The sequence below is a fragment of the Anaerococcus degeneri genome, from assembly GCF_017874475.1.
GTDB lineage: Bacteria > Bacillota > Clostridia > Tissierellales > Peptoniphilaceae > Anaerococcus > Anaerococcus degeneri.
This window is the reverse complement of sequence record NZ_JAGGLO010000002.1, coordinates 109,865-123,514: the sequence shown is the minus strand read 5'-3', so window position 1 is coordinate 123,514 and position 13,650 is coordinate 109,865. Positions and strand designations below refer to the sequence as shown.

The window sequence follows — 13,650 nt, the reverse complement described above, 5'->3', positions numbered from 1 at the left end:
TTTCACCTAATACATGGGCGTTTAAACTATCTTCTTCATTGATAATAATAATAATAGGTGTGTAGGCTTTGTTTTCTGGTTGTAATATTACTTGATTGTCTTTTTTATAAAATCATTTGAAGGTTGTTTCGTTGTCTAAGATGTTTCCATAATCCACCTTTTTATCAGTTTAATATTTTTTAATCTTATAAATCGTTTAATTCTTGTATTAATCTCTTAACAGTATAATAATCAAATTCAGGCTTTATTATTTCATAATGTAACAGACTTAATTCTCTTTGATATTCTTGATTGTTTTCATCTGTAATTCTGATTGTGTTCTTATCATCTGTATTAATCTCTAGTAAAAGAGATTGTTCATACACTTTATCTAAGTCGCTACTAATAATAATTTCATCTGTATTTACAACTAAGATATATTCTGTATCATTAATGATAGTTTTATAAACATTAAATTCTGAAATTTCATCATCTTCAACCCACTTGATCAAATTAGATTTTGTTTTCATTTTTAATAATCTAATCAATTCAATAATTATGTCAGTATTACTTGACAAAGTGTTTCTATTACTTAAGTTTAAATCATTAACAGAAACGTCTAAAATCTCTGATATTTTCAAAAGATTTTCATCTGATGGATTGGAGATACCATTTTCTATTTGAGATACAAAAGTGGTTGAAACACCTATCTTTTTTGCCAATTCTCCCTGTGTCATTTTTTTCTTTTTCCTGTAATACTCTAAATTATTTTTGTCCATAATTAATCCTCCTACTATTGACTATATAGTGTTTATAGTAAAATTCAAGGGATTAAAGTTTACCCTACTTGAATAACTACAAAACAACAGTAAAGTGTAATTACAGGAAATAAAGTGAAAGGAGTGTAAAAGATGAAAATCAAAACTAATTACATTAAGTTTTTAATGAATGGAATGACAGTAAAGGAGTTGGCAGAAAAAACAAACATTTCTTATACTTGGTTATCTACTGTATTATCAAAAGGTGATGCAAGTATGAGTTTAGTTAACAAGATAGCAAATGTGTTAGATGTTGACCCCTCTGAAATAGTAATTTTAGATGATTAATAAGAGGTTATAGAAAGGTAAATTAGAAATGAAGAAAAATATTAGAACATTTACAATGTACAAGGGTAATGTTACAAGATTGAACAAAAAAGTTAAATCAAAGAATAAGGATAAAGAAAAGAAAACAGATAATACAAGCAATCCAGCTTTATTATATTTACAGGATTTTAACAAGAGTTATTTCATTAAGAAACCTGTTAGAGATGTTTATGATGATTATGAACAATGGTGTGAAGACAATGTTGAAAATTGTAACTTAAATATGATAAAAAATGCAATAGAAGAATTATGGCAATTAACAGTTAAATCAGCATGTATAAATGGAAAAGCAACAAGGTGCTTTATAGAGATATAGGGATAAAGGAGATGTTATGCAAAATAATATATTTAATTTAAAACAATTGGGAAATCTAGATTTTACAATGGAAATACAAAACAATGATTATATAGAACTAGGCTATAAAATAGGTGACTACTTATTTTTTAAATATTGTGATAATAACAATTTAAGTAATGATGATATAGTTTTTGTAGAAAATCGACTTGATCAAAAATATATAGCAAAGAGATTTTCAGAAATATCAGACTCAAAAGATTATAGAATAGTCGCAAAAGCTATTGGAGTATATAAGAAAATATAAAGAAAGATGGTGAAAATGACAGATGTATGTAGAATTTGAAAAAGGACAAAAATATTCTAATAATGATGCCGATATGTATGATAAGCACGACTCATTTGAAGATGCTGGCTGGCTATTAGAAGATGATGATTATGTAATTGATATTGATGAACTAGACAAAGACCTTATAAAGAAAATCATTATAAGTTTTGATATAAAAACTCAAACAGTATGGACTGATAGGGGTGTACATTTCTACTTTAAAAAGCCTTTAGATTTTAAAAGAGGGGCAAACAGGGTTTCTCCACTTGGTTTTAAATATGAAATCAAGCATAAGGGAAATACAAAAGCTGTTACTATAAAAAGAAATGGGGTTTTAAGAGATATAGAAAATGAAGGTGTAAGAGAGGAAGCTCCCTTCATATTCACCTCTAATAAACGATTTGAACCACTTTTAGGACTAGATGAGGGTGAAGGTAGGAATAATAAGTTATTCAAGCTTAGAACTCAATTAACAGGGGTTAAAGAGTGGAGAAAGATATTAGGCTTTATCAATGAAAATGTATTTGCTAAACCATTACCAGAAGAAGAATTTCAGACCCTAACTAGGGAGATGGACTTGTCAAACGATGAAATTAGTGAATATGAAGTCGCTGGCTATTTGATGAATGAATTAAACTTTGTTCAATATGGGCAAAGATATTATTTCAAAGAAGATGGCGAATACACTAGTGAGGAGTCAATACTTAGGAAAAGAGTATTTGAAAGGGTGGGTTCACAAAAGACCCGATATGTAGATGAAGTAATAAAACAGATGCAATATAGGTCAAAGAAGATAGACCAAGGAGAGATATTTCCGATTAAGTTTAGGAATGGCTATATAGAAAACGGTCATTTTGTAGACTTGGTTATTGATTCATTTACCCCTTATCATATTGATATTGACTATGATGATGAGGCGGAAAAGGTAGACAAGGTTGATGAATATATAGACCATTTAACTAACCACGATAAAGATTATAGAAATCTCTTGCTTGAAATACTTGGTCATACTTTAATCGTTGACCCTGAATTTAAAAGACTGTTAGCAAAGTTTTTCATCTTTATAGGTGATGGAGGTAATGGCAAGGGTACATTATTACAAATTATAAAGACTATATTAGGGTCAAATAATGTTACTGGCATGTCTATATCCGAATTATCAAACGAACGTTATTTACCGTCATTTAAGGGCAAATTAGCTAACTTAGGAGATGATATTCAAGACCAATCCATAAATGATAAGCATATGAGGGTATTAAAAAATATTTCAACCTGTGATTTTATCTCTACAAGGGAACTCTACAAGAGTGCTGAAGATATGTACTTTACTGGTTCATTAATCTTTACTTCTAATCATATGTTAAAATCTTGGGAAAAAGGAGAGTCGTACAAAAGAAGGGTGGTTTGGCTACCTATGTACACCAAGGTTAAGAAAAAAGACTCAAAGTTTATTACTAACTTAACTACAGAAAAAGCTCTTAAATATTGGATTAAGCTTATTGTTGATGGTTATAAGAGATTGTATGAAAATTGTGGATTCACCCATAGTCAGATTGTAGAAGATTTTAATATTTCTTATCATGAGGAGAATAATCCTGCTTTGACTTATTTACAGGTTTTCGATAGGGATTATTTTATAAAAAGACCTATAAATGATGTTTATGAAGCATACAAAAATTGGTGTCAAAGCAATGGGGAAAATTTCTCAAAAAATACGATTAGAAATACGTTAGAAGAATTGTGGCAATTAGAAACATATCAGACAACCGTAAATGGTATGGGTGCAAGATGTTTTAGGATAAAGCAAAATAAATAAAATTAATGTTGTGTCTTGCAACCTTATAAATTAAATATGTTTATAAGAATAACTATAAACTGCATTTTATTTCTGACAAGTTTTTCTATTATATTTACTTGTTTGTTTTTCCAGAGAAACAAACGTCCAGAATTACGAAAAGGTTTAATAGTATATTTTATATATTTTATAGTTTTAAGAATAATTAATATTAATAAATAACAATAAACGTTGAAAAATAATCATTCTTGAAAAAATAAAAAACTACTTTGAAACTACATTTAAACTACAAAATAGGTAAAAAACTGTAAAGAGATTTAATGCTAATGCTTTACCACTATAAACCAATACCCCAAAACCTCAAAAATAGCTAATAATTGGAAAAAGCTCTCCCGAACCGTTCTATATACCTACTGTCAGATATAAAAAAGAGGGGGGGCTTGTTTATTTTTGTACAGTAAAGAGGTATTGTAATATAAAGAGTATTTACAATATCTATTATACTTTATAAGCAATATCTTTATAGGTGGTAAAGAATGAACAAAGAAGATAATTACAAAAGCAATGAAGAATTATTAAAAGAATATCAGAGAACAAAAGATATTAACATTAGAAATAGGATAGCTTTGAATAATATAAGATTGGTTTACTCTATTGTTAGTAAATATAGTTTTGATAATATTAATAGTAAAGATGAATTAATACAAGAGGGATTCTACTACTTGCTAAAAGCTATTGATAACTTTGATTGTAACAAGGGAAATAAATTTTCTACTTATGCCCATTGGTATATAATAAATGTTTTGAATAAAACTTTAAGATACAATGAAAATATATCACTTGATGAACCTGTAAAGAATACAGATGATTCTGAAGAATTAAATTTAATAGATACTATTGAAGATGAAACTATAAATATTTTTAATGAAGTAGATAGTAAGAATATAGATAAAGAAATAAGAGATTGCTTGACTGATACAGAATATAAAGTTCTTAAATACCATTTTGATTATAATATAACCTTAAAAGATATAAGCAAGAAACTAGGTATTGACTATAAAGAGATAATAAGAATAAAAAACGCTGCAAGAAATAAAGTAATAGATAATAAATACTTTAGAGAATACAAGCAAGAAATGGAAAACAAAAGAGAAATCTCTTATCTTAAGGCTTATGACTATTCTAGAATAAGGGTACAAAGTTCTAATATATCTAATCCTGTTTGGGATATTGTATTACAAAGAGAAAAGAGAGATAATGAAGTATTCAAAAGTATATTCAAATAGGCTCTGAATACAATCCACTTGATCAAAAATTAAATAATATAAGAAAATTAAAAGTAGGTGTAAAAGCTTACTTTTTTGTATTGCCTACTAGTCAGTTATATTATATACTACCTGTCAATCAGTTATATCTACTATTCAAAATATAATAATCTCTTACAATGATTGGTTAATTTAATAGACCTATTACCTATCTAAAAATATAAAACGCCTTAAAACGCAAAATAGGAGCTTGTATTTTTTATAATTTTGTATTTACTTTGTCTTTTTGCTTAAATAATAAATAAACAATAGAAGTTATTAAAAATCTAAAATATAAAACAAAATCTCTCATAAATATAAATTATTGCACAAAATAGAAATTTTGTGTCATAATTAAAGTTGATAAAGTTTATTAAAGTGTATTAAATTGATTGGTGTTATAAAATCAATCTCTTTACTGTTAATCAATAAAAAAGCCTATGAAATATCAATTCTGATAAATCAAAAGGCTTTATTTTGAGTTTTAAGAGATTTTATTTTGTTACATAGGTATTTACATACCTTATTATTTTAAATAGCTTACAAATTAAAATAGACTTACAAAACTAACTCTAAACAATAGACCCTATCCCTGTTTTTATATTTTAATGTAGGAGGATTAATTTTCAATAAACAAGGGTAGAAATATACAGTATGTGACCGTCACAAATCCGTCACAAATCCGTCACAATTATTGTGATAAATTGTGTAAAATTGTGAATAGTGATTTTTATAAAAGCTTGAAATCACACATTTTATTAGATTTTGTGTGGTAATGTTGAAAATAAGGAATATAGTCAAGGTATATTACATTTTTTAAGGAGAAAATATGGACTCTGTTCCCTACCACAGTTTAATTTTAGTTTTAATAGTAATTGGATTAATTTTAGTAAACGGGTTTTTCACAGCCCTCCACACAGGAGTTATAAGCCTATCCCAGGATAAGCTCCGTGATTTAGAAGAAAAAGGCAGCAAGGATGCTGAAGTCTTGTTGAAAATCACATCCAACCAAGACAGGCTAAACCAGTCATTTTCCATGATAAATTCAGTCTTATCCCTAATCACAGTCGCCTTTATAGCCGATATGATCAGGGACTGCGAAGTGATAATGGATAATATTTCTATGAAAACTGCCCTTTTGATTACTATATTGTTTTACATAGTAGTGAAGATAATTTTTGTTGACAAGATTCCCCAAAGGATTGGGGTTAGAAATCCACTGGGCTTTGCCCTAAAGACCACAGGGACTCTAAGGCTTGTCCTCGGTCTAACTAAGCCCTTTGTCCTTGTCACAGACAAGGTGACAAATTTCATCATGAAAATTTTTGGCATAGAAGCTGGGGTCATCCAAAAGGAAGTCACCAACGAGCAGATAAAGTCAATTGTCCAAATCGGTGAAGACCAGGGTATTATAAGGCCTATGGAATCAAAGATGATCCACTCCATCATGAACTTTGATGACATAATAGTAGAAGAAATCATGACCGCAAGGACTGACGTCTTTATGATTGACATCAACGACAAGGACAGGGAATACATGGACGAATTTATCAAAATTCGCCACAACAGGATTCCTATTTTTGAAGATGATGTTGATAATATTTTGGGAGTTTTATATACCAAGGATTATCTTTTGGAAGCAACCAAGGTTGGTCTTTATAATGTTGATCTTGAAAAATTAATCAGGCCTGCCTACTTTGCGCCGGATAAGATAGAAGCTGACAAGCTTTTTTCTGACATGCAAACGGGCCACATCCATATGGCGATTTTGATTGACGAATACGGGGGTTTTTCAGGTGTAATTACCATGGAAGACTTGATTGAAGAAATCGTAGGCGATATGGAAGATAGCTTTGACTACGATATTCCAGAGATAAAAATCAATAGCAAAAACGTCTTTGTTGTAAAGGCTTCTATTGGAATTAAGGACTTAAATGAGAAAATCCCTATAGATATTGACGAAGAAAACGAAAATTACGACTCACTTGGCGGTTTTATAATCGATAAGCTTGGCTATATCCCAGAAGCGGGCGACAATGAAACCATAATCTATAACGGTTATGAAATAAAAATCCTCTATATGGAAGATAACAGGATAAAGGCTTGTAGGATTAGAAAATTAAAGGAAAAACCAGCTGAGGAAAATACCCAAACACAAACTGAAGAAAAAGAAGAAAATTAAAAAAACGTCCAGCAAATGCTTTGAACTGGAAATCCAAAAGAGGATTGAAAGTTCAGGCTTAAGGCTGGTCGTTTTTCGTTTTGATTTTTGTGGAAAATAAAGAAGCTAGGATTCTTATCCTCCTAAGCTTTTTATCATATTGGAAAAATTCTTTAGATTTTCTTTTAAAACCCAATTGATTTTAAAAACCACCCATAAAATCTTTTCAAAAATCTATAGCATCATAGGTGGTTTTAGCATTTAATTTCAATTGCAAATTATTTTATTATTGAAATTTAAAATCAGAAAATTTTCTTAATCGTCTTTTTCGTCTGGACTTATCTCGATAGACACAAGGTCCATATCTTCTGTGAAGGTAAAGTCATAGACGATTTTTTCTATATTCTCAAAGGTGAAAACAAGGGTCACGTCAACTAGGTTTTGGTCGACTGGGGCCGTTTTTATAAGGTCCTTGGCATAGGAAACCTTGACCTTGGACTTATCTGTAAGGGTATTTCCTGCCATGGCAAGGTCGGTTTTAAGACCGTCATACATCTTGTCAAAGTCATCTCCAGTTTGGCCTAGGCCTTTGGCGTATTTTGCAAAAGACTCCTTATCATCTTTTTTTAGGGACTCGATAATATCGTAGGCCCTGTCTACAAAGGCTTGGTGGTCTTCTTTAAGGTCCTTATTTTTGGAAATTGTTGAAAGAAGTTTTATATTAAGGCCTGTTAGCTTATTGCCGTCTTTGTTTAATAAAATTACCAAGGAATCTTCTTTACATTTTCCAATTACAAGGAAGGAGTCGCCCTTTTTTGTGACTTCTTTGATTTCTAAAATCGGACCCGTGTAGTCTATGGCTGTAAGCTTGTCAGCGAGAACCCTTAAATCTCCGCCAATTTCATTTTTAAGAGGTTGTCCCAAATTTTTGGAAAGACTCTCTAGGTCCTTAGCCTCAATGGCTTTTATAGTTTTTGCCAAAAAAGTTTTTTCCTCATCGGAAAGGTCTTCGTTGGCTTTATCTACTAAGTCATAAAAATTATCGGTCAGATTTTCATCTTGGATTTGATCTTCAGTTTTTATTACAACTGATTTTTCGTTTTGTGCTTCGTTTGTCTTATCATTTTTGCAAGCAGAAAAGATAAGACAAAGGCCCAGAAGAAAAACCAGGGATTTTCTATTTTTCATATATCCTCCTAATATCATTATAACATAAATATTCTTAAAGAATGATCAAGATAGGTTTTTTTACAATTCAGGAAAAATCTAAGACCTAAAAGAAAGATCTATAAAATTTTGAGAAATTAAATAGGCTAGGGTTTTTGCTTAAATAATTAGAAACTCCCTTGCTTTATTAGTAATAATGTGATATATTTATTTCATGGAAACGATACCGAGAAAATGCGTATTTTTGCGAGTTGGGATTGATAAGTTTGATTAAAATAAGAAATAAACTTAATACTAGTGATTAAATTAACTCTGAGTGCATATGACCTTATGGCATAAAATATTAAGGCCTTTTCAAAATACATGGTGGCTATAAAAAGTTTAAAAAGAATTTTTAAAGCTCTTAAAGCAGGTTCTCGTATTTAAAACTTAGTAGCTTTAGTATTCTAGTATTTAAAAAAACTTTAAGAATTTTCATCTAAATATTTTTATATTAGAATTTCATCCTAACATCTTAAAATACATGGTAAAATCCGTCGCAGCCTGCACGGTGAAAGGTAACCTAATGTCAAATCCTACTATAAAAGATATAGCATCCCTTTGTGGAGTTAGCGTAAGCACAGTATCTAGAGCAATCAATGATGCTGAAGGCATAAGCGCTAAAACCAGGGCTAGGATTCTAAAGAAAATAAAAGAAACTGGCTATGAGCCTGATGCCAATGCCAGAAATTTAAAAATCACAAAAAATAAGACTATAGCAGTCCTAATTAAAGGTATAACAAACCCATTCTTTACTCCAATGGTCAAGGTTATTGAAGAAGAAATAAGCAAAACCGGACATTCTTTCGTCCTAAATAAGGTAGAGGAACATTCGTCAGAAGTTGACGTAGCCTTAAGGTTGGTTAAGATTTTAAAACCAGAGGGTATAATTTTCCTTGGTGGTGATCTTAGAAATGATCAAGAGAAGTTAAAGGCCTTGGGTATCCCATATTCGATGACAACTATAATAAACAAAGACATTATAAACAAAAATTCAACCTGTGTAGGGGTTGATGATTACAAGGAATCTTACAAGATGGTAGACTACTTAATAAGTCTAGGCCATAAGAAAATCGCCTTCATAGCAGCAAGGGCTAACGATATGAGTATAGGAAGCCTGAGATTTGAAGGCTACAAAAAAGCTTTGGCTGATAAGGGTATAGATTTTGACGAAGACCTTGTAATTTACCCACCAAGGGGCTTGGATCCTTATTCTCTTTACCACGGTTATGAATCTGGTAAGAAGATTGTAAAAGAAGGATTAAACTGTACTGCAATTTTTGCAATATCAGATTTTGTGGCCATAGGAGCCATCAAGGCCATTAATGACATGGGAAAGAGAGTTCCAGAAGATTATTCTGTAGCTGGCTTCGATGGACTCGAAATAAATGAATTTCTCCCAAAGCCAATTACAACAATAGTCCAACCAACAAGTCAGATTGCCTACACATCTGTCAAGGAACTATTCAAAATAATAGAAAAGGAAAAACATAAGGAAGTAACTAGTTTTGACGCCAAACTTTTCATTGGCGAAACAACAGCAGAATTAAAAGAGGTGTGAATATGAAAAAAGCAGGAATTTTATGGCCCCTAGCTAGTCTCAATGGTAGCCATGGCATAGGGGATTTTGGTAAGGCGAGCTATGATTTTATAGATACTAGCAAAGAAGCTGGATTTGATATGTGGCAAATTCTCCCACTAAACCCTCTAGGCTACGGTAATTCACCTTACCAGCCTTATTCATCCTATGCTGGCGATGAGGTCTATATATCCCTAGATATGCTCTATGAAGATGGGCTACTAGATAAGAGAATAGCACCTCTTAAGCAAAAAGATAGGGTTGATTACAACTTTGTAAGAGAATTTAAAGGCCAATACCTAAAAAAAGCCTTTGAAAAATTTAAGGAAGAAGGACTCGACCAGACCGACTCCTATAAGGAATTTTTAAAATTTGACTTTGTATATGATTATGCAGTCTTTATAAGTTTCAAAAAAGACAACGGCCTAATCGCTTGGAATGAGTGGCCAGCAGAGCAAAAATCATGGATAATCGACAGAAAGCTTGACCTAAGCCCATACCAAGATCAAATTGCTTATGAAATTTTTATCCAATATATATTTTATCAACAATGGATGAAATTAAAAGCCTATGCCAATGAAAACGGCCTTAAAATCATAGGCGACATTCCATTTTATGTTGGGCTTGACAGCCTAGATGTTTGGCAAAATCAAAAATATTTTGAAATTACCGAGGAAGGTAAGCCAATTTTAATAGCAGGAGTCCCACCAGATGCCTTTTCAGAACTAGGCCAAAGATGGGGAAATCCAATCTATAAGTGGGATGAGCTCGAAAAAGATGACTTCAAATTCTGGATAGACAGGATAGCCTACAATGCAAAATTATACGATATTGTAAGGCTTGACCATTTTAGAGCCTTTGACACCTACTGGCAAATAGATGCGAAAAACGACACAGCTGTAGAAGGCGAATGGATCTATGCACCAGGCTTTAAGCTTTTTGATAAAATTACAGAAGAACTTAAGGATGTGGAATTTATCGCAGAAGACCTTGGTACAATGATGCCAGGAGTTTACAAGCTTCGTGACCATTACGACCTAAAGGGCATGGTTATTATCCAAGAAAACCTAAGACCTTGGGAAGATCATTTTATAGAAGCAAGAGCCAATTCTGTAGCCTATCCAGGCACCCACGATAACAAGACCCTCTTCCAGTGGTACGACGAATTAACCCAAGACCAACACGAGTCAATAAAAGAATATTTCAAAGACTTGGGCATTGACCACGGAGACATCAGAGAAGATTTCTTTGACTTTGTCATGGGTACAGAAAGTGACTATGTAATAGTATCCTTGGCAGATATCCTAGGTCTTGGAAAAGAAGCAAGGATAAACGAACCAGCTACCTTAAATGATAAAAATTGGTCCTTTAAATTAAAAGATTTGGACCAATATAAGCAAAAAGCTGACTTTATAAGAAAGACCTTAGAAGCAAATAAAAACCATCCAAGATAGAAAAATAATAAGACTAATAAGGATAAAAAATAAAAAAAGCTTTAAGAATAATATTTAAATTTAAGATTAAAAAATATCTATATATTTTCAAGAAAAAAATCCCGCACAAGTGGGATTTTTCGTTTGCTTATTTTTTAAAAATAGAAGGGGATTTTATTTATCTGTCCAAATGTCTTTTGGGTAAATTCCTTCATCAAACATTTTTTCAAAGGCCTTTTGAGCTGGGCTTAGGTCTTCCTTGTAGGTAATTCCAATCCATTTTTCGTTGGTAGGGATGATTGCAATATCAGCCAAATCTTTCTTGATCCACTCGCCAATCATTTCTGGCAAGACGTATTCGCAAGTATCCAAGTTTTCCCTATTTTTTTCAAGATAAGAAATAAAAAAATTTTCGGCAAGGTCAATAAAGCTTGGAAAAGAAGCCCAGAGATTCATGGAAACAAGACTATCTAGATTTAATAAGTCTGGACCAAGATTTTCTTTTGAGGAAAAAGTCCCATCTTCCTTATTGTATTTTATCTCGTGGGTTTCTATGATATTTATGAGTTTGTTTTCGTTATTACCAACAGAAACGCCCCTGGTTACTGTGCCGTTATCAGAAAGGGTGTTTTTTAATTTGTAGCCTGCCATGGCAACTTGGATTTTGCCGTCTTTTTCAGCTGGAGAAGTCATTAAAAAATTGTGTAGGTCCCTAAAAACTCCCTTGCCGTAGTAGTCATCGGCATTTATTACCAAAAATGGTTCATTAACAAGGTTTTTTGTCGCAAGAACAGCGTGGACTGTCCCCCAAGGTTTAGTCCTATCAGAAGGTGACTTAAAACCAGCTGGCAAGGCCATTTCTTGATAGGCGTATTCGACTTCTATGAATTTCTCAATCCTAGAGCCGATGACCTCTTTGAAATCTTTTTCTATATCTTTTCTAATTATGAAAACAACCTTATCAAAGCCAGCTTCGATGGCGTCAAAGATTGAATAATCAATAATTGTATAGGAGTTTTTGTCCATCTTTGCAAGTTGCTTGATGCCTGCTCCATATCTTGATCCTATGCCTGCAGCCAAAACTACCAGACTAGTTTTCATTTTATTTCCTTTCTTCATAACCGTTAGGGTTATTTTTTTGCCATCTCCAAGAATCTTCGCACATTTCTTTGATGCCATTTTCTGCCTTCCAGCCTAAAAGTTTGTAGGCCTTAGTTGCGTCGGCAAAACACTTGGCAATATCGCCTTCCCTTCGGCCGACAATCTTGTATGGGACCTTCCTGCCGGAAGCTTCTTCAAAGGCCTTCACAACTTCAAGGACCGAATAGCCATTTCCTGTAGCAAGGTTTATAATTGAAACTCCGTCGAGACTGTCAAGTTTATCGATAGCGCAAACATGGCCCTTGGCAAGGTCTACAACGTGGATATAATCCCTAACGCCAGTTCCGTCTACTGTGTCATAGTCGTCCCCAAAAACCCTAAGGTAGTCGAGTTTACCAACAGCTACCTGGGCTATGTATGGGAGCAAATTGTTTGGTATTCCTTGTGGGTCTTCACCAATTTTGCCTGACTTGTGTGCACCAATTGGGTTAAAATACCTTAGTAGAACAATTTTCCAATCTGGGTCTGACTTTTGTAGGTCAATCATAATCTGTTCCATCATGGACTTTGACCAGCCGTAAGGGTTGGTGCACTCGCCCTTTGGAAAATCTTCTGTAATAGGGACGCTTTTTGGATTGCCATAGACAGTTGCAGATGAAGAAAAAATGAGGTTTTTACAACCCACTTCCTTCATAGCCTCAAGGGTTGTAAGGGTCCCAGTGAGGTTGTTGTGGTAGTATTCAAGTGGTTTTGAAACTGATTCGCCAACGGATTTTAAGGCTGCACAGTGAATTAGGACGTCAATTTTTTCATTGACCAAAACTTCTTTTAGCTTGTCTTTATCAAGGATGTCAGCCTCATAAAAACTTATTTTTTTACCAGTTATTTCTTCAACTCTATCAATAGAAATTCTTGAAGAGTTTGATAGATTGTCATAAACTATAACATTGTAATTTTTATCTAATAATTCTACCGCAGTGTGGCTGCCAATATAGCCTGCCCCACCAGTTATTAATATGTTTTTCATTTTTCCTCCTAACTTTAAGGATTTTATCATTTACTTAAGTATATCAAATTCAGGGGCATTTATTCAAGTTTTAATGCCTTAAAAAAACTTTAAGCCTGGGCAAAGAAATTTTATATATTTGATTTTTATTTGCAATACATTAAAGATTGAGTAAAGTATTTACATAATAAAAGACGATGACGGGACTAGTAGGTTGATTTTTACTTGCAGAGAGAGGCTGGCGGTGAGAAGCCTTAGATAAATTTCGATTGAATACCAACCCTGAGTTTCTTGTGAATAAGCAAGACGTATGACTAC

Annotated in this window: 12 protein-coding genes and 1 other annotated feature (1 of these 13 running past the window's edge); of the genes, 8 read left to right on the top strand and 4 right to left on the bottom strand. The window is 32.5% G+C overall.

From position 1 onward, the window contains the following. Nucleotides 1-185: 185 nt before the first annotated feature. Nucleotides 186-758, bottom strand: coding sequence for a helix-turn-helix domain-containing protein (locus tag J2Z38_RS03950; protein ID WP_209772707.1), 573 nt, complete (start codon nt 756-758; stop codon nt 186-188). A gap of 132 nt (nt 759-890) precedes the next feature. Between J2Z38_RS03950 and J2Z38_RS03945 the strand changes: the two genes are divergently transcribed. The 6 genes from J2Z38_RS03945 to J2Z38_RS03920 all read left to right on the top strand — a co-directional run bounded on the left by J2Z38_RS03945 (nt 891) and on the right by J2Z38_RS03920 (nt 7,028). Next, nucleotides 891-1,085 (top strand): helix-turn-helix domain-containing protein, encoded by a 195-nt coding sequence (locus tag J2Z38_RS03945; protein WP_209772705.1) that lies wholly within the window; start codon nt 891-893, stop codon nt 1,083-1,085. 28 nt (nt 1,086-1,113) lie between these two features. Continuing rightward, nucleotides 1,114-1,440 carry a hypothetical protein gene (locus tag J2Z38_RS03940; RefSeq protein ID WP_209772702.1) on the top strand — a complete coding sequence of 109 codons (327 nt, stop codon included), beginning with the start codon at nt 1,114-1,116 and terminating at the stop codon, nt 1,438-1,440. A gap of 16 nt (nt 1,441-1,456) precedes the next feature. After that, complete coding sequence (locus tag J2Z38_RS03935; protein WP_209772699.1) at nt 1,457-1,726, top strand: hypothetical protein; 270 nt, start codon at nt 1,457-1,459, stop codon at nt 1,724-1,726. A 22-nt stretch (nt 1,727-1,748) separates the two neighbouring features. Beyond that, complete coding sequence (locus J2Z38_RS03930) at nt 1,749-3,563, top strand: DNA primase family protein (protein WP_209772696.1); 1,815 nt, start codon at nt 1,749-1,751, stop codon at nt 3,561-3,563. 515 nt (nt 3,564-4,078) lie between these two features. Then, nucleotides 4,079-4,828, top strand: a complete 750-nt coding sequence (locus tag J2Z38_RS03925) for a sigma-70 family RNA polymerase sigma factor (protein ID WP_209772693.1) — start codon at nt 4,079-4,081, stop codon at nt 4,826-4,828. Between the two features lie 847 nt (nt 4,829-5,675). Next, nucleotides 5,676-7,028 (top strand): hemolysin family protein, encoded by a 1,353-nt coding sequence (locus tag J2Z38_RS03920; protein WP_209772690.1) that lies wholly within the window; start codon nt 5,676-5,678, stop codon nt 7,026-7,028. A gap of 294 nt (nt 7,029-7,322) precedes the next feature. On the opposite strand, the gene J2Z38_RS03915 is transcribed toward J2Z38_RS03920, so the two are convergent. Next, nucleotides 7,323-8,195 carry a hypothetical protein gene (locus tag J2Z38_RS03915; protein WP_209772687.1) on the bottom strand — a complete coding sequence of 291 codons (873 nt, stop codon included), beginning with the start codon at nt 8,193-8,195 and terminating at the stop codon, nt 7,323-7,325. 544 nt (nt 8,196-8,739) lie between these two features. Here J2Z38_RS03915 and J2Z38_RS03910 point away from each other — a divergent pair. Both J2Z38_RS03910 and malQ read left to right on the top strand, forming a co-directional pair. Beyond that, nucleotides 8,740-9,774 carry a LacI family DNA-binding transcriptional regulator gene (locus J2Z38_RS03910; RefSeq protein ID WP_209772684.1) on the top strand — a complete coding sequence of 345 codons (1,035 nt, stop codon included), beginning with the start codon at nt 8,740-8,742 and terminating at the stop codon, nt 9,772-9,774. A 2-nt stretch (nt 9,775-9,776) separates the two neighbouring features. Next, a complete protein-coding gene (malQ, locus tag J2Z38_RS03905; RefSeq protein WP_209772681.1) occupies nt 9,777-11,246 on the top strand; it encodes a 4-alpha-glucanotransferase in 1,470 nt (489 codons plus the stop codon). A 153-nt stretch (nt 11,247-11,399) separates the two neighbouring features. On the opposite strand, the gene J2Z38_RS03900 is transcribed toward malQ, so the two are convergent. Continuing rightward, entirely contained in the window at nt 11,400-12,326 is a 927-nt protein-coding gene (locus J2Z38_RS03900; protein ID WP_209772678.1) for a sugar phosphate nucleotidyltransferase, read from the bottom strand. Between the two features lies 1 nt (nt 12,327). Continuing rightward, nucleotides 12,328-13,353: a UDP-glucose 4-epimerase GalE gene (gene galE / locus J2Z38_RS03895; protein WP_209772675.1), complete on the bottom strand. Its 1,026-nt coding sequence runs from the start codon at nt 13,351-13,353 to the stop codon at nt 12,328-12,330. 167 nt (nt 13,354-13,520) lie between these two features. Next, nucleotides 13,521-13,650: a binding site (T-box leader), on the top strand; it runs 58 nt beyond the window's last position.